24 protein-coding genes are annotated in these 24,705 nt (G+C 56.7%); 12 read left to right on the forward strand and 12 right to left on the reverse strand.

The genetic code is table 11. The features are described from left to right. Positions 1-85 precede the first annotated feature (85 nt). From H6G62_RS01335 to H6G62_RS01360, 6 genes are all read right to left on the reverse strand, one after another. Entirely contained in the window at positions 86-604 is a 519-nt protein-coding gene (locus tag H6G62_RS01335) for a phycocyanin subunit beta (protein ID WP_190492308.1), read from the reverse strand. 483 nt (positions 605-1,087) lie between these two features. Next, the gene (cobW, locus tag H6G62_RS01340) at positions 1,088-2,191 is read right to left on the reverse strand and encodes a cobalamin biosynthesis protein CobW (RefSeq protein WP_190492366.1); all 1,104 of its coding nucleotides are present in this window, start codon (positions 2,189-2,191) and stop codon (positions 1,088-1,090) included. Between the two features lie 130 nt (positions 2,192-2,321). Beyond that, the gene (locus H6G62_RS01345) at positions 2,322-2,756 is read right to left on the reverse strand and encodes a VOC family protein (RefSeq protein ID WP_190492309.1); all 435 of its coding nucleotides are present in this window, start codon (positions 2,754-2,756) and stop codon (positions 2,322-2,324) included. A 254-nt stretch (positions 2,757-3,010) separates the two neighbouring features. After that, positions 3,011-3,550 carry an NAD(P)H-quinone oxidoreductase subunit J gene (locus H6G62_RS01350; protein WP_190492310.1) on the reverse strand — a complete coding sequence of 180 codons (540 nt, stop codon included), beginning with the start codon at positions 3,548-3,550 and terminating at the stop codon, positions 3,011-3,013. After that, positions 3,550-4,290, reverse strand: a complete 741-nt coding sequence (locus H6G62_RS01355) for an NADH dehydrogenase subunit K (protein WP_199324658.1) — start codon at positions 4,288-4,290, stop codon at positions 3,550-3,552. Before H6G62_RS01355 ends, H6G62_RS01350 begins: the two co-directional genes overlap by 1 nt. Next, positions 4,287-4,649 (reverse strand): NADH-quinone oxidoreductase subunit A, encoded by a 363-nt coding sequence (locus tag H6G62_RS01360; RefSeq protein ID WP_190492312.1) that lies wholly within the window; start codon positions 4,647-4,649, stop codon positions 4,287-4,289. The genes H6G62_RS01355 and H6G62_RS01360 overlap by 4 nt, the downstream gene beginning before the upstream one ends. Before the next feature lie 502 nt (positions 4,650-5,151). Here H6G62_RS01360 and H6G62_RS01365 point away from each other — a divergent pair. The 7 genes from H6G62_RS01365 to H6G62_RS01395 all read left to right on the forward strand — a co-directional run bounded on the left by H6G62_RS01365 (position 5,152) and on the right by H6G62_RS01395 (position 9,731). Further along, on the forward strand, positions 5,152-5,457 hold the full coding sequence (locus tag H6G62_RS01365) for a rubredoxin (protein WP_199324669.1): 306 nt from the start codon (positions 5,152-5,154) through the stop codon (positions 5,455-5,457). A gap of 139 nt (positions 5,458-5,596) precedes the next feature. Further along, a complete protein-coding gene (locus tag H6G62_RS01370; protein WP_190492314.1) occupies positions 5,597-6,601 on the forward strand; it encodes a photosynthesis system II assembly factor Ycf48 in 1,005 nt (334 codons plus the stop codon). A gap of 166 nt (positions 6,602-6,767) precedes the next feature. Further along, positions 6,768-7,016 (forward strand): cytochrome b559 subunit alpha, encoded by a 249-nt coding sequence (psbE, locus tag H6G62_RS01375; RefSeq protein ID WP_190492315.1) that lies wholly within the window; start codon positions 6,768-6,770, stop codon positions 7,014-7,016. A gap of 38 nt (positions 7,017-7,054) precedes the next feature. Beyond that, the gene (psbF, locus tag H6G62_RS01380) at positions 7,055-7,186 is read left to right on the forward strand and encodes a cytochrome b559 subunit beta (protein WP_190492316.1); all 132 of its coding nucleotides are present in this window, start codon (positions 7,055-7,057) and stop codon (positions 7,184-7,186) included. 9 nt (positions 7,187-7,195) lie between these two features. Further along, on the forward strand, positions 7,196-7,315 hold the full coding sequence (locus H6G62_RS01385; protein ID WP_198805501.1) for a photosystem II reaction center protein L: 120 nt from the start codon (positions 7,196-7,198) through the stop codon (positions 7,313-7,315). 95 nt (positions 7,316-7,410) lie between these two features. Further along, positions 7,411-7,530: a photosystem II reaction center protein J gene (locus tag H6G62_RS01390; protein ID WP_071527210.1), complete on the forward strand. Its 120-nt coding sequence runs from the start codon at positions 7,411-7,413 to the stop codon at positions 7,528-7,530. Between the two features lie 287 nt (positions 7,531-7,817). Then, complete coding sequence (locus tag H6G62_RS01395) at positions 7,818-9,731, forward strand: polysaccharide deacetylase family protein (RefSeq protein WP_242051776.1); 1,914 nt, start codon at positions 7,818-7,820, stop codon at positions 9,729-9,731. A 4-nt stretch (positions 9,732-9,735) separates the two neighbouring features. Here H6G62_RS01395 and H6G62_RS01400 read toward each other — a convergent pair whose 3' ends face one another. The 5 genes from H6G62_RS01400 to H6G62_RS01420 form a co-directional block, all read right to left on the reverse strand. Continuing rightward, the gene (locus H6G62_RS01400) at positions 9,736-10,386 is read right to left on the reverse strand and encodes a ribonuclease HII (protein WP_190492317.1); all 651 of its coding nucleotides are present in this window, start codon (positions 10,384-10,386) and stop codon (positions 9,736-9,738) included. Next, the gene (locus H6G62_RS01405) at positions 10,379-12,499 is read right to left on the reverse strand and encodes an Rne/Rng family ribonuclease (RefSeq protein ID WP_190492318.1); all 2,121 of its coding nucleotides are present in this window, start codon (positions 12,497-12,499) and stop codon (positions 10,379-10,381) included. Before H6G62_RS01405 ends, H6G62_RS01400 begins: the two co-directional genes overlap by 8 nt. A 490-nt stretch (positions 12,500-12,989) precedes the next feature. Then, positions 12,990-14,750 carry a ribonuclease J gene (locus H6G62_RS01410; protein ID WP_190492319.1) on the reverse strand — a complete coding sequence of 587 codons (1,761 nt, stop codon included), beginning with the start codon at positions 14,748-14,750 and terminating at the stop codon, positions 12,990-12,992. Positions 14,751-15,281: 531 nt separating this feature from the next. After that, positions 15,282-16,166, reverse strand: a complete 885-nt coding sequence (gene dapA / locus H6G62_RS01415) for a 4-hydroxy-tetrahydrodipicolinate synthase (RefSeq protein ID WP_190492320.1) — start codon at positions 16,164-16,166, stop codon at positions 15,282-15,284. Positions 16,167-16,318: 152 nt separating this feature from the next. Continuing rightward, positions 16,319-17,353 carry an aspartate-semialdehyde dehydrogenase gene (locus H6G62_RS01420; RefSeq protein ID WP_190492321.1) on the reverse strand — a complete coding sequence of 345 codons (1,035 nt, stop codon included), beginning with the start codon at positions 17,351-17,353 and terminating at the stop codon, positions 16,319-16,321. A gap of 164 nt (positions 17,354-17,517) precedes the next feature. Between H6G62_RS01420 and tig the strand changes: the two genes are divergently transcribed. From tig to H6G62_RS01440, 4 genes are all read left to right on the forward strand, one after another. After that, on the forward strand, positions 17,518-18,936 hold the full coding sequence (tig, locus tag H6G62_RS01425) for a trigger factor (protein WP_190492322.1): 1,419 nt from the start codon (positions 17,518-17,520) through the stop codon (positions 18,934-18,936). A 180-nt stretch (positions 18,937-19,116) separates the two neighbouring features. Beyond that, positions 19,117-19,806: an ATP-dependent Clp endopeptidase proteolytic subunit ClpP gene (clpP, locus tag H6G62_RS01430; protein ID WP_277882988.1), complete on the forward strand. Its 690-nt coding sequence runs from the start codon at positions 19,117-19,119 to the stop codon at positions 19,804-19,806. Between the two features lie 10 nt (positions 19,807-19,816). Beyond that, positions 19,817-21,157, forward strand: a complete 1,341-nt coding sequence (gene clpX / locus H6G62_RS01435; protein WP_190492323.1) for an ATP-dependent protease ATP-binding subunit ClpX — start codon at positions 19,817-19,819, stop codon at positions 21,155-21,157. 2 nt (positions 21,158-21,159) lie between these two features. Beyond that, on the forward strand, positions 21,160-22,023 hold the full coding sequence (locus H6G62_RS01440) for an alpha/beta hydrolase (RefSeq protein WP_190492324.1): 864 nt from the start codon (positions 21,160-21,162) through the stop codon (positions 22,021-22,023). Between the two features lie 13 nt (positions 22,024-22,036). Here the strand turns inward: H6G62_RS01440 and H6G62_RS28215 are convergent, their stop codons facing one another. Next, the gene (locus tag H6G62_RS28215) at positions 22,037-22,411 is read right to left on the reverse strand and encodes a Uma2 family endonuclease (RefSeq protein WP_190492325.1); all 375 of its coding nucleotides are present in this window, start codon (positions 22,409-22,411) and stop codon (positions 22,037-22,039) included. A gap of 67 nt (positions 22,412-22,478) precedes the next feature. On the opposite strand from H6G62_RS28215, the gene H6G62_RS01450 reads away from it, so the two are divergent. Further along, complete coding sequence (locus H6G62_RS01450; protein WP_190492326.1) at positions 22,479-24,629, forward strand: polyribonucleotide nucleotidyltransferase; 2,151 nt, start codon at positions 22,479-22,481, stop codon at positions 24,627-24,629. The last annotated feature ends 76 nt before the right edge of the window (positions 24,630-24,705 follow it).

A 24,705-nucleotide genomic window follows, 5' to 3' on the forward strand; every position in this document is an offset into this window, starting at 1 on the left:
TTTAATTGTCTTCACAGCAAATGAACAGATAGTCAGAATCGAGCCAAACAGGCCCAACTCCAGTGAGGTTCAATTTAGGCTGAACCTAGGCAACGGCAGCCGCAGCCAGGTCGAAATAGCTACCGATTTCGGAAACCAGGGAGCTGCAATCGCCAGCGGTAATGTTGGCGGGATCGTTCACGATCGCAATGGCAGCGGCCTTCATTTTTTCGACGCCAGCCGCCACGGAAGCACCGGGGGTACCCAGAGCCACGTAGGTCTCACGTAGACCATTCAGGCAGCGGTCGTTCAGAACGCTGGCGTCACCGGTGAAGGTGGCGTAGGTCACGTAGCGCAGGATGATTTCCATGTCGCGCAGGCAAGCGGCCATACGACGGTTGGTGTAAGCATTGCCACCAGGAGCGATCAACTGAGGTTGCTCGGCAAACAGAGCACGGGCAGCGTCAGAAACGATCTTGGAAGCGCTGCCGGTCATGCGGTTTACAGCGTCAATCCGCTTGAGACCATCGCTGGTCACGCGGGACAGAGCATCCAACTGATCGTTGGAGAGGAAATCTCCCCGGGCGTCAGCTTGAGAAACAACCTTGGTATATGCGTCAAACATCGACTCAAATCTCCTAATTTTTGTCGCTGAGTTTGCTTGAAATGGTCTAGAGACCGGATTGCTAATCAGTTCAGCCGAGGTGGCTTTACTAATCTATAGAGAGGATCTTAAAGAGCGGCGTGGCCTGTTTTCTCATTTAGTTAACATTTCTTCAAAGTTGTTCAAGGTCGTACATGATTCGTAGGACTGATTCTTGAAGAAGTGTTGAGAAGTTCTTGAAACACGATTCTGGATTAACCAGGGCGTTTCTCGAAACCGTTGCCTGAATTAGCTTTCGCTGATTCAACAAACCCTCCAAAGAAGTTTATACACTGCTGTCGTGTATTTATCTTTTACAAGTTGTTAAGAGAGTCGGCTCTATGTAAAGAGGAAAAAAGTAGCCAAATCAACCGTTTGGGCGGCTTGAGCTATCCTTGCCCCCGCCATAGGTCTCAGGTTTTGTCACAAAACGCAATCTTGTTGACGGGGACTTTACGGTTGTGCCTAGGCTGTCACCATGAAGTTGAGGCTGTCACTGGGGGTATCTTGGGCCAAAAAGGAGCGCAGGGTGGCAGCGTTTAGGGCTTTGCCGATGATCACCAACTTAGTGTGGCGGTGTTCGTCGGGTCGCCAAGGACGGTCATAGAACCAGTCGAAGCGCTGCCCCACGCCGTGAACCACCATCCGCATGGCTTTTTGGGGCACCTGGACAAAGCCTTTGATGCGGTAGATCTCATGTTGCTCAGTCAGGGCCTCTAGGCGCTGAATCAGGTCGCTGGGTTCAAATTCCTGAGACAGCAGTAACGGAATCGCCACAATCTCGTCGTCGTGGTCGTGTTCCTCTTCGTGATCGTGGTGGCTGGGGCGGCTGTCCAGATTGTCCTCCACGGCGGCGTTGAACCCTAGCAATACGTCGGGACTAATCACCCCCTGGCCACACTCCACCACCCGCACCGGATGGGGTAGTTGATCCGCCAGCCAGCGCTCCACCCGTTCCCGTGCGGTGGCTTCCACCAAATCCGTCTTGGTCAGCAGCACCAAATCGGCGCAGTTGAGCTGATCTTCAAATAGTTCCTCGATGGGGGTTTCGTGATCCAAACTGTCATCGGCTTGGCGCTGGGCTTCCAGGGCGTCCAAATCCCCCACCAACCGACCGGAGGCTAGGGCGTCACAGTCCACCACCGTCACCACGCTGTCTACGGTGGCAGCGGTGCGAATTTCGGGCCAGCGGAAGGCTTGCACCAAGGGTTTAGGCAGGGCCAGTCCGGAAGTCTCAATCACAATGCAGTCGATCTGGTCACGGCGTTGAATCAAGGCTTGCATGGTGGGCAGAAATTCCTCCTGCACCGTGCAGCAGAGGCAGCCGTTGGTCAGTTCCACAATATTGTTCACGGCGGTCACTGCGTCTACTGTCCCATCACCCGCGCCCGGTTCCTCGTCACACACCTGGCAGGATTTCAGCAGGTCGCCATCAATGCCCACCTCGCCAAACTCGTTGACCAGAACGGCAATGCGCTGGCCTTGGGGATTTTGTAACAGGTGGCGAATCAGGGTCGTCTTCCCTGCGCCGAGGAAGCCAGTGATGATGGTAACGGGAATTTTGTGCATGGTGGATGGAAAAAACAACAGAACCGTCGCCCCTAGGACGAACCATGATCCAGTGTAGGTTGCCCTGCCGAAGGTTAGCCCTCGCGGCTATCTTGAGAGACCATTCCAACCATTGACCAGACCCGCCGTATCACACCTGATCGCCTACTAGCGCTAGTTCCACTTCGCCAAAAATAGCGCTGGGGAAGGCATAGAACTTAAATTCCAGCAGGTTGTAGAACGGGTCTTCTAGAAAAAAGGTGCGGTGCTCTAGGGGCATCCCTGGAAAGCGGCGTTTTTCCCCTTGGTAAAATTTCAACCCCTTATCCTTGGCCCGATTCAGAAGATCTACCCAGTCCTTTTCTGCCAAAAACACCAGGCCAAAGTGACGCGGATAAATGCTCCGCTGCGGCGTCAGGTCATCGGTGAGATGAGCCACCAGTTGATGCCCCTGGAGATTCAAAATTATCGATGAGGGGGTTTCGCGGCCCAGTTCACAGCCCAGTCCCTCGACATAAAACTGCTTGGCAGTGGCGATATCGCCTACCGGAAAGGCTAAATGGAACAGCACAGGAGCTTGGGTCATAGCGGCTATCGTCCAGTCAACAATAGGGCCGTCCCAAATCCGATGTGATACCCGTGGTTGGGGAGGGTGAGGAAACCTCACCCCTACGGTTGGCCCCTACGGTTAGATAGGGGTGGTTCGGATTGGGGGTGGGACGGTGCTTTTATCCTAACAAGTTTCACAAAAAACGCCCCCAGACAAATCTGGAGGCGCTGATAAAAAGGCTGTTTCAAAGTCCCTCTCCCTGGGGAGAGGGATTTAGGGTGAGGGCCACCCTAATAGGCGTCCTGGAGTTCGTAGAAGTCGGGGGAGATGTAGTCCTTCCGCAGGGGCCAGCCCATCCAGTCTTCGGGCATCAGCAGGCGCTTCAGGTTGGGATGCCCTTCGTAGATGATGCCGTACATGTCGTAGCATTCCCGCTCTTGCCAATCGGCAGCTTTCCAGATCCAGTAGACCGAGGGCACACGGGGGTGAGCCCTCGGCAAGAATACCTTCACCCGCACTTCCTCTGGACGGTCGGCGTCATCGATCACCTTAATCAGGTGGTAGAAGCTGACCAGTTCCTTGCCGGGGCCAGCATCATAGGCTCCTTGGCACTGGAGGTAGTTAAACCCGTAGGCGTAGAGGGCCGTAGCAGTGGGAATCAGCAGTTCCGGCGTTACCTGGATGATTTCTACCCCCAGGTGATCCGGCTCTGCAAGGTCGTGGGAAAAACCGTTTTCCGTTAGCCACTTGGACACGGCCCCAGCTTCCACAATCGAGGACTCAGCGGCGGTTTCAGCCTCTGGGGATACCTTAGATTCGTTGTCAGCCATTAGACCGCTTCCTCCTGGGCCGTGGTTTCTGCGAGGGCTTCGGGCATGGGCATCCCCATGGCCTGCATCAGTTCCTTGGGTGGGGTGGCGTGGGTGCCTAGTTGCAGATATTGCCCGGTCAAAATGGGCGGCACGGTTTTGAGCTTGTGAGTCCGCTCATAGAACCGATGGGTCTGCATGGTGTAGGCCCGATCCTGCATGGATTCGGTCGCCACTTTCTTCCGCAGCTTGATGATGGCGTCGATGATCGCTTCCGGTCGGGGCGGACAACCGGGAATGTACACATCCACGGGAATCAGCTTGTCCACACCGCGTACCGCTGATGGCGAGTCACTGCTGAACATGCCGCCTGTGATGGTGCAAGCGCCCATGGCGATGACGTACTTGGGGTCGGGCATTTGCTCATAGAGCCGCACCAGGGCCGGGGCCATTTTCATGGTGACGGTGCCCGCCGTGATCAGCAAATCCGCCTGCCGGGGACTGGCTCGCGGCAGCAATCCAAAGCGGTCGAAGTCGAAGCGGGATCCGATCAACGCCGCAAATTCAATAAAACAACAGGCCGTACCGTAGAGCAGCGGAAACAGGCTCGACAGGCGACACCAGTTGTAGAGGTCATCCACGGTGGTCAGAATCACGTTTTCTGACAGGTCGTGGGTGATGGTGGGTGGAGCCGCCGGGTTCATCAGCGCTTCACCGGGGGCTAACAGGCCGCTCTTATCGGCGGCTGAAGGCGGATTCATGACCATTCCAAAGCTCCCTTACGCCAAGCATAGACAAGACCGATGACCAAAATGCCGATGAAAATCAGGGCTTCCACAAAGGCTAACAGCCCCAGTTGATTAAAGGCCACGGCCCAGGGGTACAGAAACACCGTTTCTACGTCGAAGATGACGAAGACCAGCGCAAACATGTAGTAGCGAATGTTGAACTGAATCCAGGCTCCGCCAATGGGTTCCATCCCCGATTCGTAGGTGGTGCGACGGGCTGGGCCACGACCCACGGGCCGCAAAAACTTAGCAATACCCAGGGCCGAAACGGGCACCAGGCAAGAAATCATCAAGAAAACTAGGAAGTACTCGTAGCCGGATAAGACAAACACGAGTTCACCGCCACAACTAAAGCAACAGAGGGTGAGGGCAAGGCCAATCGGCAGAGCGTAACCTCAGACGATTGGCCCTCAATTCATAGTCATTCTAGGCCACATTGGTCGGAAAATCAGGGCCGACCTATCAAAACCCCGGATAGCGATGATTACTGATCCTAGGGAATTCTCTGGCTCAGTCAGGCTACTGACGAGCAACATGGATCCACAACTCCACCCAAATCTTGGAAAACTAGTGGGGGACGCGGCTATGTCATAATTATTTACATCAAATTCATTTTTCGGCCATGTCCGGCTTGGTCGCTGTCCTTCTGGGGGCCAGCCAGATGGGCCGCTGTTGACCCAAACCCTTGACTCCACCCCTGAGAGGGCGAATGCCATGAGTGTTGAACCCGAAAATCCGGCAGAACTGACCGAAACCGTGAGCCTTGTCCCAGAGGTATCCGAGGAAGTGTCTGAGGAGGCGATTCTGGACGTTGTTCCCCTCTCCCCGGAGGAGATGGACTGCTACGAATGCCGCTCCTGTGGCTATTCCTACGAGCCGTCCAAGGGCGATGATCGGGCCAAGATTGCGGCGGGAACAGCGTTTGAGGAATTGCCTGTCAACTGGCGTTGTCCGGTGTGTAGCGCCCCCAAGAAGCAGTTCAGCAACATCGGCCCCGTCAACAAGCCCTCTGGGTTTAAGGAAAATCTGGACTACGGGCTGGGCGTCAATCGGCTCACCCCAGGCCAGAAAAATATTCTAATTTTTGGTGCTCTGGCCGTTGGGTTTCTCTTTTTCCTTAGTCTGTACGGCTTGAAATAGCCTCGGATTGGGTTCCTCAGCCCTGGCGATAGGGCTGAGACAATGGCTGAGAAGGCCCCGGCTTCGAGTAGCGTAGGATTTAGCCCTAGCAAATTTAGCTCATACACATTCGTTCGTACACGACAGGTTTGGACACGTTATGCCCGCAGCATTGGATTGGTTAAAACGAGGTTTGATTGCCCTGGTGGCCCTCGTGCTGGTTTCTGGATGTTCCAAGTACTTTCTATCGGATTCCGACGTGCATCCCTGGCAGGTGGTGCAGGTGCCCACCGAGGCGACCCTCTCGGACATTGCCTTCACTGGGGATGGCAACCACGGCTGGATTGTGGGAAGTCGCAACACCCTCCTCGAAACCCGCGATGGCGGCGATAACTGGACGGTGCGGGAACTCGCCCTCGATGAGCAACCCTACACCTTCACCTCCGTAGACTTCGCTGGCGAGGAAGGCTGGGTAACGGGAACGCCCTCGATCCTGCTGCACACCGATGATGGCGGCAAAAGCTGGGCCAAAGTTCCCCTCAGCAACGAACTACCGGGAACGCCCTTTTTAGTAACGGCCCTCGGTTCCAAATCCGCTGAAATGGCTACGGATATTGGTGCCATCTACCGCACTGAAGACGGTGGCCGCACCTGGAAAGCCATGGTGCAGGGCGCTGTGGGCGTAGTGCGGAACATGTCTCGCTCCGAGGACGGGCGTTACGTGGCGGTGTCCTCTCGCGGCAACTTCTACTCCACCTGGGCACCGGGGCAGGATGAGTGGATTCCCCACAATCGCCAAAGCTCCCGTCGCTTGCAGAATATGGGCTTTGATAAGGTCGGCAAGCTGTGGGCCATTGCCCGTGGGGGCCAAGTCCGCTTCTCCAACTCCCGCGCTTCTGACGACTTCACAGAGGCCATCAGTCCCGAATTTGGCACTAGTTGGGGCCTGATCGACATGGCCTTCCGCACCGAGGATGAGGTATGGGTCACGGGCGGCGGCGGCAACCTGCTGGTGAGCTTTGACGGTGGCGAAACCTGGTACAAAGACAATGCGGTGAATGACGTGCCCTCCAACTTCTACCGGATCATCTTTTCTGACGCTAACAAAGGCTTTGTGCTGGGTCAACAGGGTACCATCCTTCGGTACGATCCCTCCCTCGCCTAGGCCAATCTGGGGTAGCTGATGATCTGACTTTGGCTACCCAACGACAGCTTTTTTCGACTTCGCCCTGGAGAACTTCCAAGATCCACCAGAGAATACCTTGTTAGGGTTTCCAGGGTTCCCTATGATTAGATAAGTTTCATCGTGTTAAGAGAGGAGACGTAAAACCATGGCAGGTACTACAGGGGAGCGCCCCTTTGGCGATATCGTTACCAGTATTCGCTACTGGATCATCCACAGCATCACCATTCCCATGCTGTTTATTGCCGGTTGGCTGTTCGTCAGCACGGGCTTGGCCTACGATGCCTTTGGCACCCCCCGCCCCAACGACTACTACCCCGACAACCAAATGCAGCTTCCCATCGTGACGGATCGTTTTGAGGCGAAGCAGCAAATCGACTTGTTCTCGGCCCAATAAAATTTCCCTTTCCCCCTACGTTGTTTTAATTCAGCGCCATGCAAAGCAACTCCCCCGAACAAATTACCTATCCCATTTTCACCATTCGCTGGCTAGCCGTGCACACTCTCGGTGTGCCCAGCGTGTTTTTCCTGGGCGCAATTGCGGCCATGCAGTTTATCCAACGGTAAGAGAAAATCATGGATCGTACTCCAAACCCGAATAAGCAACCCGTCGAACTGAACCGCACTTCCCTATATTTGGGGCTGTTGCTGGTGTTTGTGCTGGGTCTGCTGTTTTCCAGCTACTTCTTTAACTAACCTCCGTTAAAGAACCTAGGCTTAGGGCGTCACGATTCCCTAGGCTGTGTTGAGATCATTAAATTAACCGAACCTGGTTGTAGGAGATTTAAGCGATGCTTCAGAGTGGGCGAATTCCCCTGTGGATTGTGGCGACGGTGGCGGGCACTGGCGTCCTGGTGGTTGTAGGTCTCTTCTTCTATGGAGCCTACGCGGGTGTAGGCTCTGCCATGTAAGGCGCGGTCTAACGCTAACGCTAGAATCTTGGATAGGGGCTGAGACATCCGTGCTTGGCCCTTTTTCATGCCCTTGCCATGACGAGGGCTGGAGATGTGACGCATTCGATCCCTCCGATGTCGTCAATCGGGCACCTAGCCTAGGGCGACAATGGGGCGATGGGTTCATTGGCACCATAATGAAGATGGCTGGATGGGTTAGCGGGTCTATCGCCTGAACTTCTCCGTTTCCCAGTAAAATATGTTGAGTTTTGTTTAGTCGCCTTGGGCCGTGTGGGGTCATCACGATGGATCAGCCTTCTAGGGTCAGCCGCTTGTGGGCATCAAAAACCAAAGCCCTGATTGCCGTTGGGTCGGGTACGTTGGTGATGGGCCTCGCTCTGCCCGTGCTTGGGGCGCTGAATGGTCGATGGACGGCCTCCCCATCAACCCTCAATCCCAACTTGATGGCCCTTCGCGATACCCTCGGCATCGAGGCGTTTCCAAAGGTGGTGAGCAGTGAGCGGCTGTGCTTACCCACCTCCCTGCCCAGAAGCCCAGGGGCCAGTGCGCTAGAAGCCTCGGTACCCGCGATCTTCCAACCTGGGGGATTGGGGGACATGGCAGATCACCTCAATCCGGATCAGGTTAGGCAGCTTGGAGTGGTGGCTTGGCCAGACATTCACCCCCAGGCCACCCAAGCGCGGGTGCCGATTCTGATGTATCACGATGTGCTGTCAGAGCCCGAAGTCTTTTTTGACCTGGTGCCTGAACAGTTTGAAGACCACTTAAAAACCCTCAAGGAAAACGGCTTCACGGCGATTAGCCTCGACCAACTCATGCAGCATTTGCGGACGGGTGCGCCCCTCCCAGAAAAGCCCGTGGTGCTGAGTTTCGATGATGGCTATGCCGGACACTACGAGCACGTCTTCCCGCTGTTGCAGAAGTACCAAATGCCGGGGGTTTTCTTTGTCTTCCCCGGTAAGGTGGATGGCGACATTGTGGGGCGGTCTACCCTGACCTGGGATCAGGTGAAGGAAATGGCCGCTGACCCGCTGATTACCATTGCCTCCCACAGCGTCACCCATCCTCCCGACCTGCGCGAGTTTAACGACGCCGATCTCACCTACGAAATGACGGAATCGAAGCGGCGCTTGGAGGCAATGATCGGCCAGCCCGTCCATTATTTCAGCTATCCCGCCGGACATTACGACGAACGGGTGGCCCAGGCGGCGGCGGATGCGGGCTATCTGGCGGCGTTTACCATGCGCCAAAGCAACGAACAATTTGCGGGAGCCTCGGAATCACTGCTGGCGATTGAGCGGTTTGGGCAGTCCAACTTGCCAACCCTGCTGAGGCGAGCCTGGGGTGGAGAGTCCGACGAGGTACCACCCATCACGATATCTAGGCCATCGCCGCAGCGGGAAACCCAACTCGTCGCCCAGGAGGACAACCACTTCAATTTTCAAACGCCCGTGGAGCGGGAACGCTACGAGGTTGGCCAAAACACCTTAACCCTCATCAGTGGGGGGCGTCCCGTGACTATCCATGCCAACAGCCGCTACCAAGTGCCGGAAATTTTAACGGGTACCAACGCCATCGGTGCTGTGGACGGGGGCTTTTTCTCCCTTAAATACCTGGACTCCAACGTGATGATTGGCCCGGTACTGAGCCAGAGCAGCCGCAAGTTTATCCCAGGCAATGCCAGCGAAAACCCCTTGCTGAATGGCCGTCCCCTCGTGTTAATTTCGCCAGATCAAGTGCGATTTACGCCCTTCGAGGCCAATCAGCACAACACCTTGGCGGGGGTATATCGTGAACTACCCGGTGTGACCGATGCCTTTGTCGCCGCAGCTTGGCTAGTGAAGGACGGAGAGGCTCAATCGGCTGAAAGCTTTGGCACCTTATTCGACTTTGATGCTGAGCGTCATCGGGCTTTTTGGGGCATTCATCGAGACGGCTACCCTGTGATTGGGGTCTCCCACACCATGGTGGACTCTGTTCAACTAGGGCAACTGCTGCATGAGGCTGGATTGCGCGATGCGGTCATGCTGGATTCTGGCGCTAGCACGTCCCTAGCCTTTGAGGGTGAATCCTTGGTGGGCTATACTCCTCGCCCCGTACCCCATGTGGTGGCGCTCATCCCCCCCGAAGCCAACGATGGTAGCCCCTGCCCCTTGGTGGTGAACGGATCGAACCCCAGCAGAGTGGCACGAAACTAGAAGGCTAGATGTCTAATGAAAGCTGACAGCCTCGGAAAGACTGGCGGTGTTGTCGCGTTGGCCCTAGGGTTTGGATCGCCCGCCGATGTTCAGCACTGCCGTAACCCTTGTGTTTGGCCAAGCCATAACCGGGATAGCGGCGATCTAGGCGCACCATCAACTGATCGCGCCATACCTTGGCCAAAATACTGGCAGCGGCGATGGCGGTATCGGTCTGGTCTCCTTTGATTACCGTCTGCTGAGGAATCCCTAGCTGGGGAATTGCCTGGTTGCCATCTATCCGGCACAGGGTTGGGGCTGGGGACAAACGGCCAACGGCGCGATGCATCGCCAGCAAGGACGCCTGCAAAATATTGATCCGATCAATCTCATGCACCGAGGCATAGCCAATGGCACAGGCGATTGACCGGGTTTGAATGGGTTCGATCAAGTGTAACCGTCGCGGATGGCTGAGGCGTTTGCTATCCGTTACCCCCAGCGCTTGCAGTTCTGCCACTGCCGATTCAGACAAAATCACCGCCGCCGCCACCACAGGACCAAACAGCGCCCCTCGACCGACCTCATCTACCCCGGCAATCAGGGTCTGGATTTCCCCAGGGGGTGTCCTACGCCCACAATCCGTGAACTGGCCACCCCCTGCAATGGAACTACTCATCCGTTCCGTTGCCACTCGCCGAAGGACGACGGCGGCGACGACGACGCACGGTATCGCCCTCCGCAGCAGGGGCATCACCATGGTCGGCAGCTTCAACGACAGGGGGCAGCTCCTCCACCGGGGAGATCACCGGGTCGGACACCATCGTGGGCACTGGCGCTACTTCGGGCGTCCGCTGCACCTTAATGGGCATCTTGCTAGGAACAGGTTTGCCGGTCCCCATGGATGGGGCATCCACCTGAGCGACAGGTTCAGGATCGGCCATTGTGGCAGGTGCTTCTTCCTGGGGCAATGCGACAACGCCGAGGGTGGCGACCGGGTCTACCGCCGCACTTTCCCCCGGCGCTCGAACGGCAATGGTCACGTTGCGTGGATCAAGGATGGTTTCTCCATGGGCCAAGACGATGGGGGAAATCCCCATCATGGCGTAGATCCGCTGTTCGTCGGAGGTCATTTCCACCGTGATCACCTGGGGCGGCGTCGAGGGTTTCTTGTCATGGCGTCCCCCGGTTCGGCTGCGGCTGGTCCGAGCGGCAGGCTTTTCCTCTTCAGCGGGGCTATCGGCCATGGGCGCAAAATCCGCCACAGGACTGGGAATATCCTTAGGCGTACTGGGCAGCGCTTCGCGAGGAATGGGCGCTTCTTTGCTGGTACTGCGGCTGGGCAGTGGCTCCCGACGGCGACGGCGACGGTTCCCCTTATTCAGCTTGTCCTGATAGCTGGGATGGTTGATTAAATCCAACTCCTGCAAATCAGACTGGGTGCCTAATCCATCCAGTTGCGATTCCCGCAGGGCAGGTGTCCAGCTACTCTCCGACCGGGCACTGGGGTAGGACGGAATCACAGGAGTCAGTCCAGGTTCGTCCTCCGTGGGGTGGGCACCGGGCAAATGCACCAAGTGGCCTAGGCCGCTACAGGTAGGGCAGGGGCGACCAAACAGTTCGTAGATATTTTGGCCTTGGCGTTTGCGGGTCAGTTCCACCAAGCCCAGTTCCGACAGTTGGGAAATCTGGGGCCGAGACTTATCCGACCGCAGGGCTTTGCTGAAATGTTCGAGGACTTGCAGCTTATCCCGCCGCGAATCCATATCAATGAAGTCAACAATAATCACCCCAGCAATGTTGCGGAGGCGCAGTTGACGGGCAATTTCCGTGGCGGCTTCGCAGTTTGTCCACAGCACCGTTTCGCGGGCGGTGGCAGATCGGGTGAAGGAACCGGAGTTCACGTCGATCACCGTCAACGCTTCGGTCGGTTCGATGATGATGTAGCCACCGGAGGGCAGATCTACCCTAGGTTTTAGGGCTTCCCGGATGGCCGCATTGACTCGGAAATATTCCAGAATGGAAACCCGTTCCCGGTGTTGGTCAATCAACACACCGTTAGGGATTTGGCCATCGCTCCAGCTAGAGAGGTGTTGCTTCACCCGCTTTAGGCCGGAACTAGAGTCGGTCACAATGCGGTTGACATCTGAATTATAGGTATCCCGCAACACCCGCTGAACAAAGTCATCATCGCGGTTGAGCAGGGCGGGCGGGCGGGTAGAAAGCGCCTGCTGCTGGATACTTTCCCACTGCTTTTGCAGGGTTTCCAGGTCTTCGATGATGGCGTTTTCGCTGATGCCCTCGGCCTCGGTACGCACCAGCAGACCCATGCCAGCGGGTTTGATCAAAATCGCCAAGGCCCGCAGGCGGTTGCGCTCATTTTCGCTGCGAATGCGACGGGATAGGTTCACCCCCCGACCATAGGGCATCAGCACCAGGTAGCGACCAGGTAGGGAAATATTGCCCGTGAGCCGGGGGCCTTTGTTGCCCGTCGGCTCCTTCATAATCTGCACCAGCACCTTTTGCTGGGGGGCCACCAGTTCGGTGATGGAACCCGCCATTTTCTTCAGCCGCAGGGGGCCGAGGTCGGTGACGTGCATAAACCCGTTGCGTTCGCTGTCGCCAATGTTGACGAAGGCGGCGTCAATACCGGGCAGAACATTCTCAACGGTGCCTAAATAAATATCGCTGACCTGGTGGCTCCCGGTGGCCACAATTAATTCCTGAATCTGATCTTCCGAGAAAACCGCAGCGATCCGATTCTGCTCAGCAATAACAATCTGCTTCGGCATTCAAATTCCTCATACAACGCTCACTAGGGCGGATAAAATGCAAAACTTTCACTGGGAATGAAGCCGCGAGACCCACAGAGCCTACCGAAATACTCCATCCAGATCGGGGAAAACGAGATTGCAAGGGTTCCACTGTCACAACCGCCCTAGCACTGGCTACGACGATGACATTGCAGGGCACACCGGGGTCACTCTGGGCCACCGAGGCACTTCGAGAATTCTTGGCGATGCCAGAACAGGCGTTGGAACGGCAAACCTACACAAGAGCTCTTAACTGAAGCGCCCAGGGCTAAGGACTGATAGCCACCTAAACACTTGCCATGTGCTATCCGTCTAAGCACACTTGGTCTTGTTTAGATGCATTATAGCGTTAAGGCTTGCCCATAGCATATAACTGCGGATCTTTGTAGGGAGAATCCGAGAAAATTGCCCCAGTGCCCCAAACAAAACCGCCACCGACGGGGTTTCCATCGATGGCGGCTGGGGGGATTTAGGAGGCCGACGCGGCGACCGGGCTACGGCCCCGTTTGGCTTGGGGCTCGGCGGCGGTACCTTGCAGCAGCAGAATCAGCAGCGGGTCGCGCTTATCCAGTTCACGGCGCAGCAGCCGACGCAGATCCCGATCCATCAAGCCCTTGAGGCCGTCCCAATCGACGGTGGACTGCCCCTTTTGGCCCTTCACAATCAGTTCAGACCCGTGGGTTTCTAGCACCTGCTCCAGTACTTGCTGTACCGCCTTTTGGAATCGCTCTGGGTTGACGCTGTGGGCCACGCCACGCAGTTGCACCGTTGGCCCTGCCAGCAGTTTGCCGTTGTCGCCAATGGTGGCGGCGATGGTGACAACGCCATCTTCGGCGAGTTGTTGACGGTCTTTCAGAATGTCGCGGCCCACCACACCCACGCGGGAGGAATCCACCAGCTCAATACCGGAGGGCACCTTCCCGGCCACACGAATGCCGGACGGATCCAACTCGACCATATCGCCGTTTTGGATAATCACCATGTTTTCCGCCGGAATCCCCATGCTTTGAGCGGTTTCAGCATGTTTCACTAGCATCCGGTGCTCACCGTGGACGGGCAGAAAATACTTGGGCTTGGTCAGGGCCAGCATCAGTTTGTGGTCTTCCTGGGAACCATGGCCAGAGACGTGGATGCCCTTATCTTTGCCGTAGACCACCTTGGCCCCGCGCATCATCAGCTTGTCGATGGTGTTGACCACGGCGATGGTGTTGCCGGGGATGGGGTTGGCGGAGAACACCACGGTATCCCCCCGCTTAATTTTGAGCTGGCGGTGGGAGTCTTCGGCAATGCGGGTGAGGGCCGCGAGTGGTTCGCCCTGGGAGCCCGTAGTGAGGATCAGCACGTTTTCGTCGGCGGTTTGGCCCAGGTTGCGCAGGGGCAAAAACAGACTTTCCGGGCATTTGATATAGCCCAAATCCCGCGCATGGGCGATCACGTTCAGCATGGAGCGGCCCACCACAAACACCTTGCGGTTGTGCTTTTGGGCCAGTTCCAAAATCATGTTGACCCGATGCACCGAGGAGGAGAAGGTAGTGACAAACAGCCGACCTTCCGCCTTGGCAAACTCCCGATCCAGGTTGGGGAACACCGACCGCTCCGAAGGGGTGTGACCGGGCAGTTCCGCATTGGTGGAGTCGCTAATCAGACACAGGACGCCCCGTTCCCCGGCTTCCGCTAGCCGTTGGATATCAAAGGTTTCGCCATCCACGGGAGTAAAGTCAAATTTGAAGTCGCCCGTATGCACCACCACGCCCACGGGGGTGTGGATAATCACCGAACAGCTATCGGCGATGGAGTGGGTGTTGCGAATGTACTCCACCAAAAATGAGTTGCCCACCCGCACCGTTTCGCGGGGGCGCACCTGGCGCAGTTCCGTGCGGTCGGCCACCCCGGCCTCCTCCAGCTTGTCCTCCAGCAGGGCCATGGCGAGGCGGGGGCCGTAGATCACTGGAATATCAAACTGCTTGAGGTGGAAGGCAATGCCGCCGATGTGGTCTTCGTGACCATGGGTGACAATCATGCCCTTGATTTTGTCGCGGTTTTCCCGCAGGTAGGTGACATCGGGCAGCACAATGTTCACCCCGTGCATCCCGTCGGTGGGAAAGGCCAGTCCGGCATCGAGCAACATAATTTCGTTGTTGATCTCAAACACGCAGGTGTTTTTGCCGATTTCGTGCAGCCCACCGAGGGGAACAATTTTGAGGGCTGACTGATTTTGTTTGGCTGTCATAAAGAATCGTCTCGTAAGTAGAAAACAGAACTGAAAAGCTAAAAATAGGTGGGATGGTCTAGGGCGTCGGGCCTTGCAGAGATGACCTATCCCTAGAACGGATGGCTAACCGGAAAAACCGCTGGCTCGACGGTGGGGAGGGAGTCGCGAGGGGAGGGCTGGGGCCAGCAATCATCGTCGATCCCTCAAACAAGGGGAGATCGGGGCTGGCTCAGACGGTATTGATGGCGATGGCGATGGGGAAAAAGGGTAAAACGCAACAACGCATAGAGGAGAAATCCTAGGAAAAGTAGTAGAAAACAACGTCAGAATGTTTAGAAGTTACGGGGAAAGGACAAGGTTATCGATCAAAAGGTACGAGAGCTACGGTAGGCGACACTGAATAGACGATGGTCAAGGAGGTCAATAGTCAGTAGGATTGAGTTGTTGGACAAGGTGGATGGTCTGGAAGAGCTTTATCGAGTCATCGCCTGAAGGGTAAGGCTGACCTAGGAATTAGGACGAACGCAATCTAAGACTTAAATCCAAGACTTAATCTAGGTCTAAGGGTTGCAAGACTTGGTCTAGGAGGGACAACACATCATCCCCGGCGGGACAGAGGGGCAGTCGCACAGAGCCCACATTCCAACCCTGTTTTACCAGTACTGCCTTCACTGGAACTGGATTTGTTGTTACAAACAGCGCCTTAAACAAGGGCAATAGTTTGAGGTGAATCTCGGTGGCCTGATGAACTTGGCCCGATTCGTAGGCTTGAACCATGCGCTGGATATGATCACCCACCAGATGGCTGGCTACGCTCACCACTCCACAGCCACCCACCGAAAGCATCGGCAGGGTGAGGGAATCATCGCCGGAATAGATCAGAAAGTCGGCGGGGGTATGGCAGCGAATTTGGCTGACCTGATCTAGACTACCGCTAGCTTCCTTGATTGCTAGGATATTGTCAACCTCCGCCAGACGCGCCACGGTCTCCACGGCGAGGTTGCACCCCGTCCGTCCCGGAATGTTGTAAAGCATGATCGGCAGGTCGGGCACCGCCTCCGCAATGTGTCGGAAGTGCTGGTAGAGCCCCTCTTGGGGAGGCTTGTTGTAGTAGGGCACCACCTGAAGCGCCCCATCGAGATCCAGGTGGCTGGCCTTTTGGGTGGCTTCTATCGCTTCGTGGGTGGAGTTGGAGCCCGTCCCCGCCACCACCTTGGCCCGACCGCCCACGGCCTGCTTCACCGCCTGGAACAGTTGATATTCCTCATCCCAGGTCAGGGTCGGCGATTCGCCCGTGGTACCACACACCACCAGCCCATCGCTACCGTGGTTGACCAAGTGATCCGCCAGACGTTCGGCCATCGCGTAATCGACGGAGCCATCCTGGGAGAATGGCGTCACCATGGCCGTAAGCACTCTGCCGAAATATACCACTCGAATTTACTGTCCTCTGGTTTAAGGGCAGGACGCATCCCGCCTGACGTTTGGATTATACCAATTTAGCCGAAAATCTCAGGATGGGAATCCCCGCAGTTTATCCCGGATTATCCTTGGGCCGTTCCCGCAAACATTCCCAGAGCCGTGCCCTAGGCCGTGGCCGTGGCCGCAACCCCAGTCTTGACGGTGAGCAATTCCGCAATTTGGACGGCATTGAGGGCCGCGCCCTTGCGAATTTGGTCGCCGCAGAGCCAAAGCTCTAGGGCGTTGGGATTGGAGAGATCTTGGCGAATCCGCCCCACCAACACGTCATCCTGGCCGCTGGCTTCAATGGGCATAGGGAAGTAGTTGCGGCTCCAGTCTTCCACCACCTTCACTCCGGGGGCTTGGCTCAGCAATTGCTTGGCTTCGGCCACGGGGAAGGGCGAGCCAAACTCAATGTTCAGTGCTTCGGAATGGGCACGCAGTACGGGAACCCGCACACAGGTGGCTGAAATGCGTAAATCAGGAGACCCAAAAATCTTGCGGGTCTCGTTCACCATTTTCATCTCTTCCTGGCAGTAGCCCAACTCGTTAAGTTCCGAGTTGTGGGGGAACAGGTTAAAGGCGAGGGGATAGGGGAAGGCTTCGGCCACGGGTTCTTCGCCGTTCAAAATCGCCTGGGCTTGGCGCTTCACTTCCTCCATGGCCCGTGCCCCGGCCCCGCTGGCGGATTGGTAGGTGGACACCACCAGCCGCTGGATGGGCCGTACCTGATGCAGGGGCCACAGGGCCAGGGACATCAAAATGGTGGTGCAGTTGGGGTTGGCGATGATGCCCTGGTGCTGGTAGGTGGCCTCTGGGTTCACCTCTGGCACCACCAGGGGAACGGTGGGATCCATGCGGAAGGCGCTGGAGTTGTCGATGGAAACGGCCCCCGCCGCTGCGGCCTTGGGTAGCCACTCTTTGGAAATCGACCCGCCCGCCGAGGCCAGCACCAAATCCACGCCGTCAAACGCGCCCTCGCCCAGGGCTTCCACCGTCAGGGTTTCGCCCATAAAGGGAATCTGGGTGCCCGCCGACCGGGAGGAGGCCAGCAGCTTCAGGGTTTTCACGGGAAAAGCACGCTGTTCCAAAAGGGCCAAAAGCTCGGCCCCCACCGCTCCGGTGGCTCCCAAAACAGCGACATTTAACCCGTTAGCCACAGCCGTTCTCCCGTTTTCTTTAAATGTTCCTAAACAAGCCTATCCGCTGATGGTAGCATCTGCGCCCCATTGGTCAGCGCTTTTGAATCCTGTCTTCATACAGAATAGGGGCTTGCCTTTGGAGTATGCTTATTAATTGCGTCATTTTTTTAGCAGCAGACCCCATGAAAGTTATCCAGGAAGTATTGCCCGACAGCCAAGTTGGTCTAGAGATTGAAATCCCTTCAGAGATGTCTCAGAAGACCTACGACAAGGTGCTCCAGCAAATGATGCGCACCATCAATATTCCTGGCTTTCGTAAGGGCAAGGTGCCCAAGCCCGTATTTTTGCAACGGGTAGGTATTCCCCAATTTAAGGCGGCGGTGCTAGAGGAATTGGTGCAGTCGGCGGTGGATCAGGCGATCAAACAAGAAAACATCGACGCTATCGGCAACTACCAGCTCAAGTCTGACTTTGAGGCGCTGCTTAGCCAGTACGAACCCACCCAAGGGCTGACCCTTCAGGTTTCCGTGGATGTGCCTCCCCGCGTCACCCTGAAGCAGTATAAGGATCTCACCGTTCAGGCGGAGGAAATTCTGCCCGACCTGGAGCAGGTGGATAAGACTCTGGAGCGCTACCAAAGCAACCTAGCCACCCTGGTACCCGTGGAGGATCGTCCTTCCCAGATGGGCGATATTGCCGTAATTGACTTTGTGGGCAAGGTGCAGGACGAATCTGGCGAGTGGGAAGCCTTTGAAGGTGGTTCCGCCGAGGATTTCCAAGTGGAACTGTCCGAGGGCCGTTTCATCCCTGGGTTCATCGAAGGCATTGCTGGCATGGCCCTAGAGGAATCCAAAGATTTGGAAATTTCCTTCCCCGACGATTACTCCCAGCCCGACCTTGCTGGGAAGCCCGCCCTGTTCTCCATCACCCTGAAGGAAATTAAGGAGAAGGAACTGCCGGATCTCGACGATGACTTTGCCCAGGAGGTCAGCGAGTACGAGACCATCGCCGAACTGCGGGCTTCCCTGGAAGAGCGCTACACCAAAGAGGCCACCGACCGCACCCAAACCAACAAAAATGAGGCGCTGATCAACGCCCTGGTGGAACACCTAGACGCTGAAATCCCCAACACCCTGATTCAGCGGGAAGTGGACTTTCTGCTCACCCAAACCATCATGCAGTTCAGCCGCCAGGGCATTGACGTGAACAAACTGCTGACCCGCGAAATTGTGGACAACATGCGGAAACAGGCCCGTCCCGAAGCGGTGGATCGCCTGAAGCGCACCCTGGCCCTGGGCGAAGTGGCTAAGCAGGAAGGGATCAGCGTGGATGACGACGCCCTGGAAGCCAAGGTGGAAGAAACCATGGCCGAAATTGAGGACGTGAACCAAATCGATCCCGAACGGCTGGTGCAGGTGCTGAAGGAAGAACTGCTTCAGGAGAAAATCCTCACCTGGTTGGAAGGGGTGAACACCGTGGAACTGGTGCCCGAAGGGAGCCTGAAGAAGGCTGACGAAGAAGCAGCGGCAGATGCCGACGAGCCGGAAGACGTCGCGGCGGAAAACGCCGTGGTGGATGTGGACGCCACCGCCGCCGAGTAAGGTTAGCCTAGCTGGGGGAAGGTCTGGCCTTAGTTTTTGAGCCAGATCCATCCCCACCGGGGTAGCCCTTGGGTTTTGGGGCATAATGACCATAGGGGAGATGTGTTGATCCCAGAGGCGGCAACCATCGCCCATGGCCCTAATTTGCCCCTGACCCTTGAAATATTCCGCAAACCCACTATGATTGCATCGAACATTGATCACAGGTTGATTACGAGTTTGAGTTCTACCGCTGCCAGCCTCAATCAGTTGCAGAACATGCTGCCCGTCGTCGTCGAGCAATCCGGTCGGGGAGAGCGCGCCTTTGACATTTACTCTCGGCTTCTCCGTGAGCGCATTGTCTTTTTGGGCACCCCAGTTACGGGGGAAGTGGCCGATTCCATCGTGGCCCAACTGCTATATCTGGACGCTGAGGATCCCGAAAAAGATGTACAGATTTACATCAATTCCCCAGGTGGATCCGTCACGGCAGGCATGGCCATCTACGACACCATGCAGCAAATTCGCCCCGATGTCGTCACCATTTGCTTTGGCCTAGCCGCGAGTATGGGAGCGTTCCTGCTCTGCGCTGGGGCCAAGGGTAAGCGGTTGTCGCTGCCCAGTTCTCGGATTATGATTCACCAACCCCTCGGCGGTGCCCAGGGGCAAGCGGTGGACATTGCCATCCAGGCCAAGGAAATTCTTTACCATAAGAACCGTTTGAACGAGTTGATCGCGTACCATACAGGGCAACCCATCGAGCGCGTAGAAGCCGACACCGAGCGGGACTTCTATATGTCGGCGGAAGATGCCAAGCAATATGGGTTGATTGATAGCGTGGTGGAGCAGCATTCCCTGTCCAGTCCTCCTGCAATGACTGCACTTCATTAGGGTCACAGATATGTCTAAGTACGACTCCCATCTCAAGTGCTCCTTTTGTGGCAAGTCCCAAGAGCAGGTGCGCAAACTCATTGCGGGGCCGGGGGTCTACATCTGCGACGAATGTGTTGACCTGTGCAATGAAATTCTAGACGAGGAGTTATTCGATGCGGGAGCGACCGCCCCCCAACCCGTCCCCCGGCGAGAAATGGCCACCAGCGAACGCCCTCGAACCTCCTCCCCCATCTCCCTGAGCCAAATTCCCAAGCCCAGGGAAATTAAGAAATATCTTGATGAGCATGTCATCGGTCAGGATGAGGCCAAGAAAGTCTTGTCTGTGGCGGTCTATAACCACTACAAGCGCCTCAGCTACCTCCAAAGCCTGGAGGGCGAGTCCACTGACGATACCATCGAGCTGCAAAAATCTAACATTTTGCTGATTGGCCCCACGGGCTGCGGCAAAACCCTGCTGGCCCAAACCCTGGCCCGGATTCTGGATGTGCCCTTTGCCGTTGCCGATGCTACGACCCTCACGGAAGCGGGTTACGTAGGTGAGGACGTGGAAAACATCCTGCTGCGCCTATTGCAGGTGGCCGATCTCGATGTGGAAGAGGCCCAGCGCGGCATCATCTACATCGACGAAATCGACAAAATTGCCCGTAAGAGCGAAAATCCCTCCATCACCCGCGATGTCTCTGGGGAAGGCGTACAGCAAGCCCTGCTAAAAATGCTGGAGGGCACCGTCGCCAACGTGCCGCCCCAGGGAGGCCGCAAACATCCCTACCAAGACTGCATCCAGATCGACACCAGCAATATTTTGTTTATCTGCGGTGGAGCCTTTGTGGGGCTGGAAAAAATCGTGGAGCAGCGCATCGGCAAGAAGTCCATCGGCTTTGTGCAACCCGGCGAAACCCAGGTTTCCCGCGAAAAACGGGCGGCGGACGTGTTGCAAAACCTAGAGCCAGACGATCTGGTGAAATTTGGCCTCATCCCTGAATTTATTGGCCGGATTCCCGCCACTACGGTGGTCGAACCCCTGGATGAAGAGTCCTTAGTGGCTATCCTCACCGAGCCGAAGAACGCCCTAGTGAAGCAGTTCCAAAAGCTGATGCGGATGGACAACGTGCAGCTAGAATTCAAGCCCGACGCCCTCACAGCCATTGCGCGAGAAGCCTATCGCCGCAAGACCGGAGCCCGTGCCCTGCGCGGCATCATCGAAGAATTGATGCTGGATGTGATGTACGAACTGCCCTCCCGCAAAGACCTGAAGCGCTGCATGATTACTCGCGAAATGGTGGAACAGCGCTCTACGGCGGATTTGCTGCTGCATCCCTCCTCCATCCCCACCCCTGAGTCGGCCTAGCCATGCCCTACGTTCAGGTCAACCAGGTCGATCATTACTATGAGTGGGTGGGGACAAAGACGCCGCGCCCTGCGGATTCCTCTAAACCCGTTATGGTGTTTGTCCACGGCTGGGCTGGGTCGGCTCGCTATTGGCGCAGCACCGCCGAGGCGCTCTCCCAGGACTATGACTGCCTGCTCTACGATATGCGCGGCTTTGGCCGTTCCGTCATTGCATCAGACCAAGTGGACGCCCAAAAAGCACGGGGCTATGAGCTAGAAACCTTTGCCGATGATTTGGCCGCTCTGCTAGACACCCTCGGTCTTGCCAAGGTCTCCATCAACGCCCACTCCATGGGAGCCTCCGTCGCGGTCTACTTTTTGAACCGCTATCCCCAGCGAGTTGAGCAAGCTATCCTCACCTGCAACGGCATTTTTGAATACGACAAAGCCGCTTTCGATGCCTTCTATCGCTTTGGCGGTTATGTGGTGGCCTTTCGTCCCCAGTGGCTTGGCAAAATTCCTTTGGCTCCCCGCTTTTTCATGGCGCGATTCCTCCATAAACCCATCCCCGCCGCCGAAAAAATCGCCTTTTTAGAAGACTTCCTCAACGCCGACTACGACACTGCCCTCGGCACCATTTTTACCTCCGTCAGTAAACTCGCGACCGAGGTAATGCCCGTGGAATTTGCCAAAATTTCGGTGCCCACGCTGCTGGTGTCCGGGGAATTCGACCAAATTACCCCGGCTCCCCTCGGTGAGAAAGCCGCTGATCTAAATCCCAACATCCAGTACGCCCTCGTTAAGAAAACCGGGCATTTCCCCATGCTGGAAGATGCCGATACCTACCTAGGCTATGTTCGTCCTTTTCTGGCAACTCCGGTCTAATACTCTGGGTCACTTATTTTAATCCGGGTAATCCTGTTTCATCGGAGAGGGTTTTGGGATGAGTTAAACACTCCACAGGTTGCCCCAGACGATAGATTTCAACCTGTCGTTGTTCTGGGTCAATCAGCCAGCCCAGTTGTAGGCCATTGTCGAGGTACTCCTGCATTTTGGCTTGCCGATCCGTAAGGTCATCGGAAGGTGATTTGAGTCCCACCGCAAAATCGGGACAGAGGGGCACAAACCGCGATATTGATCTACAGTTTGCCGACCGCCTGGGATGAACGTGCCGACTGAGGGCACCCACTGAAGTTAAGGTTGTTGAGCAAACCTTAAGTCTTTCTCTTAATTTGGTCTCTGGGGGGCGGCGTCGGGGGGCCAAAAGGGCCATCAGTGCTAGGATCAGGCAAAAGAACGTACAAAGACGCTGAAACTAGCGAGAAGGACGAAGAAAGTCAATGCAAGAAATTGAAAAATCAATATCCTTTGATGGCCGGGACATTAAGCTGCGGGTCGGGTTGCTGGCTCCCCAGGCGGGGGGTGCGGTGCTGGTGCAGTCGGGGGAGACCGCCGTTTTGGTGACGGCCACCCGTGCCGCAGGCCGCGAAGGAATCGACTTTTTGCCCCTATTGGTAGATTACGAAGAACGCCTCTACGCCGCCGGACGCATCCCCGGTGGCTTTTTGCGTCGGGAGGGTCGTCCGCCGGAGCGGGCGACGCTGATTAGCCGTTTGATCGACCGCCCCATGCGGCCCCTGTTCCCCCAATGGCTGCGGGACGACATTCAAATTGTGGCCACCACCCTCTCCATGGATGAGCAGGTGCCCCCCGATGTGCTGGCGGCAACGGGCGCTTCTGTGGCGGTGCTGCTGGCCAAAATTCCCTTCAATGGGCCGATGGCAGCGGTGCGCGTGGGCCTCGTGGGCGACGATTTTGTCATCAACCCCACCTATAAGGAAGTGGAAAATGGCGACCTGGATCTGATTGTGGCGGGTTCTCCCGACGGTGTGATCATGGTGGAAGCCGGGGCCAACCAACTGCCCGAAGCCGACATGATCGAAGCCATTGACTTTGGCTATGAGGTGGTGCAAGACCTGATCCAGGCCCAACTCGACCTGATCAAGGAACTGGGCATCGAGATCGTCAAGGAGCCGGAACCGGAAACCGATCCCACCCTGGCCACCTTCATCGAAGAAAAGACCAGTGCCGCCATTAAAGAGGTGCTGAAGCAGTTTAGCCTCACCAAGCCGGAGCGGGACGAAAAGCTAGACGCCATTAAGGCCGAACTGGTGACGACCATCGACGGGCTAGAAGAAGATCATCCCGTGAAAGTGGCCGTAGCCGCCAACGGCAAAGCCCTCGGCAACACCTACAAATCCGTCACTAAAAAGCTGATGCGTCAGCAAATTATTGACGAGAAAGTTCGCGTCGATGGCCGCAAGTTGGACGAGGTGCGCCCCATCTACTGCCAGGTGGGTCTGCTACCGGAGCGCGTCCACGGGACGGGGCTGTTCCAGCGGGGGCTCACCCAGGTGATGTCCGTTGTCACCCTCGGCACTCCCGGCGACGCCCAGATGATGGACGACCTGCACCCCGACGAAGAAAAGCGCTACCTGCACCACTACAACTTCCCCCCCTACTCCGTGGGTGAGACGCGGCCCATGCGCTCCCCCGGTCGGCGGGAAATTGGCCACGGTGCCCTAGCCGAACGTGCCCTAGTGCCCGTGCTGCCTCCTAAAGAGGACTTCCCCTACGTGATTCGGGTGGTGTCTGAGGTGCTGTCCTCCAACGGCTCTACCTCCATGGGTTCCGTCTGCGGTTCTACGCTTTCCTTGATGGATGCCGGGGTTCCGATCACCAAGCCCGTCAGCGGTGCCGCCATGGGCCTAATTAAGGAAGGCGACGAAGTGCGCATCCTCACTGATATTCAGGGGATCGAAGACTTCCTGGGCGACATGGACTTTAAGGTGGCAGGTACCGACAGCGGTATCACCGCCCTGCAAATGGACATGAAAATCACCGGACTGCCCATCAAGGTGATCGCCGAAGCCATTAACCAGGCCAAGCCCGCCCGCCTGCACATACTGGAGAAAATGCTGGCCACCATCGACACCCCCCGCACCACGATGTCGAAGTATGCGCCGCAGTTGATCACCTTCAAGATCGACCCCGAAATGATCGGGATGGTGATCGGCCCCGGCGGCAAGAAGATCAAGGCCATCACCGAGCAAACCGGAGCCAAGGTAGACATCAACGACGACGGCACCGTCACCGTATCCTGTCTGTCTGGGGAAAAGGCGCGGCAGGCGAAGTCTATGATCGAAGCCATCGTCTTCAAGCCCTCCGCTGGCGACGTGTTTGTGGGCACGGTGATGCGGGTGATTCCCATCGGTGCCTTCGTCGAATTTATGCCCGGTCAAGAGGGCATGATCCACATCTCCCAACTGGCGGACTACCGCGTCGCCAAGGTGGAGGATGAGGTGAACGTGGGCGACGAGGTGATCGTCAAAGTCCGCGAAATCGACGGTCGGGGCCGCGTCAACCTCACCCGTCTGAACATCCACCCCGATGAAGCAGCGGCAGCACGGGCAGCGGCGGCGGCGCGTTAGGAGTCGTCGTCCATGCAGCAAACTCCTGCCCTCATCCCCCAGCCCCTTCTCCCAAAATAGGAGAAGGGGAGCCGGA

Source organism: Phormidium sp. FACHB-1136 (assembly GCF_014697375.1).
Taxonomy (GTDB): Bacteria; Cyanobacteriota; Cyanobacteriia; order Phormidesmidales; family Phormidesmidaceae; genus Nodosilinea.

What these genes read in the sequence shown, in the direction of transcription:
- H6G62_RS01335 (WP_190492308.1), bottom strand. Translation starts at nt 604, where the DNA reads ATGTTTGACGCATATACCAAGGTTGTTTCTCAAGCTGACGCCCGGGGA.
- cobW (WP_190492366.1), bottom strand. Translation starts at nt 2,191, where the DNA reads ATGCACAAAATTCCCGTTACCATCATCACTGGCTTCCTCGGCGCAGGG.
- H6G62_RS01345 (WP_190492309.1), bottom strand. Translation starts at nt 2,756, where the DNA reads ATGACCCAAGCTCCTGTGCTGTTCCATTTAGCCTTTCCGGTAGGCGAT.
- H6G62_RS01350 (WP_190492310.1), bottom strand. Translation starts at nt 3,550, where the DNA reads ATGGCTGACAACGAATCTAAGGTATCCCCAGAGGCTGAAACCGCCGCT.
- H6G62_RS01355 (WP_199324658.1), bottom strand. Translation starts at nt 4,290, where the DNA reads ATGAATCCGCCTTCAGCCGCCGATAAGAGCGGCCTGTTAGCCCCCGGT.
- H6G62_RS01365 (WP_199324669.1), top strand. Translation starts at nt 5,152, where the DNA reads ATGGACTGCTACGAATGCCGCTCCTGTGGCTATTCCTACGAGCCGTCC.
- H6G62_RS01370 (WP_190492314.1), top strand. Translation starts at nt 5,597, where the DNA reads ATGCCCGCAGCATTGGATTGGTTAAAACGAGGTTTGATTGCCCTGGTG.
- psbE (WP_190492315.1), top strand. Translation starts at nt 6,768, where the DNA reads ATGGCAGGTACTACAGGGGAGCGCCCCTTTGGCGATATCGTTACCAGT.
- psbF (WP_190492316.1), top strand. Translation starts at nt 7,055, where the DNA reads ATGCAAAGCAACTCCCCCGAACAAATTACCTATCCCATTTTCACCATT.
- H6G62_RS01385 (WP_198805501.1), top strand. Translation starts at nt 7,196, where the DNA reads ATGGATCGTACTCCAAACCCGAATAAGCAACCCGTCGAACTGAACCGC.
- H6G62_RS01390 (WP_071527210.1), top strand. Translation starts at nt 7,411, where the DNA reads ATGCTTCAGAGTGGGCGAATTCCCCTGTGGATTGTGGCGACGGTGGCG.
- H6G62_RS01395 (WP_242051776.1), top strand. Translation starts at nt 7,818, where the DNA reads ATGGATCAGCCTTCTAGGGTCAGCCGCTTGTGGGCATCAAAAACCAAA.
- H6G62_RS01400 (WP_190492317.1), bottom strand. Translation starts at nt 10,386, where the DNA reads ATGAGTAGTTCCATTGCAGGGGGTGGCCAGTTCACGGATTGTGGGCGT.
- H6G62_RS01405 (WP_190492318.1), bottom strand. Translation starts at nt 12,499, where the DNA reads ATGCCGAAGCAGATTGTTATTGCTGAGCAGAATCGGATCGCTGCGGTT.
- H6G62_RS01410 (WP_190492319.1), bottom strand. Translation starts at nt 14,750, where the DNA reads ATGACAGCCAAACAAAATCAGTCAGCCCTCAAAATTGTTCCCCTCGGT.
- tig (WP_190492322.1), top strand. Translation starts at nt 17,518, where the DNA reads ATGAAAGTTATCCAGGAAGTATTGCCCGACAGCCAAGTTGGTCTAGAG.
- clpP (WP_277882988.1), top strand. Translation starts at nt 19,117, where the DNA reads ATGATTGCATCGAACATTGATCACAGGTTGATTACGAGTTTGAGTTCT.
- clpX (WP_190492323.1), top strand. Translation starts at nt 19,817, where the DNA reads ATGTCTAAGTACGACTCCCATCTCAAGTGCTCCTTTTGTGGCAAGTCC.
- H6G62_RS01440 (WP_190492324.1), top strand. Translation starts at nt 21,160, where the DNA reads ATGCCCTACGTTCAGGTCAACCAGGTCGATCATTACTATGAGTGGGTG.
- H6G62_RS28215 (WP_190492325.1), bottom strand. Translation starts at nt 22,411, where the DNA reads ATGGCCCTTTTGGCCCCCCGACGCCGCCCCCCAGAGACCAAATTAAGA.
- H6G62_RS01450 (WP_190492326.1), top strand. Translation starts at nt 22,479, where the DNA reads ATGCAAGAAATTGAAAAATCAATATCCTTTGATGGCCGGGACATTAAG.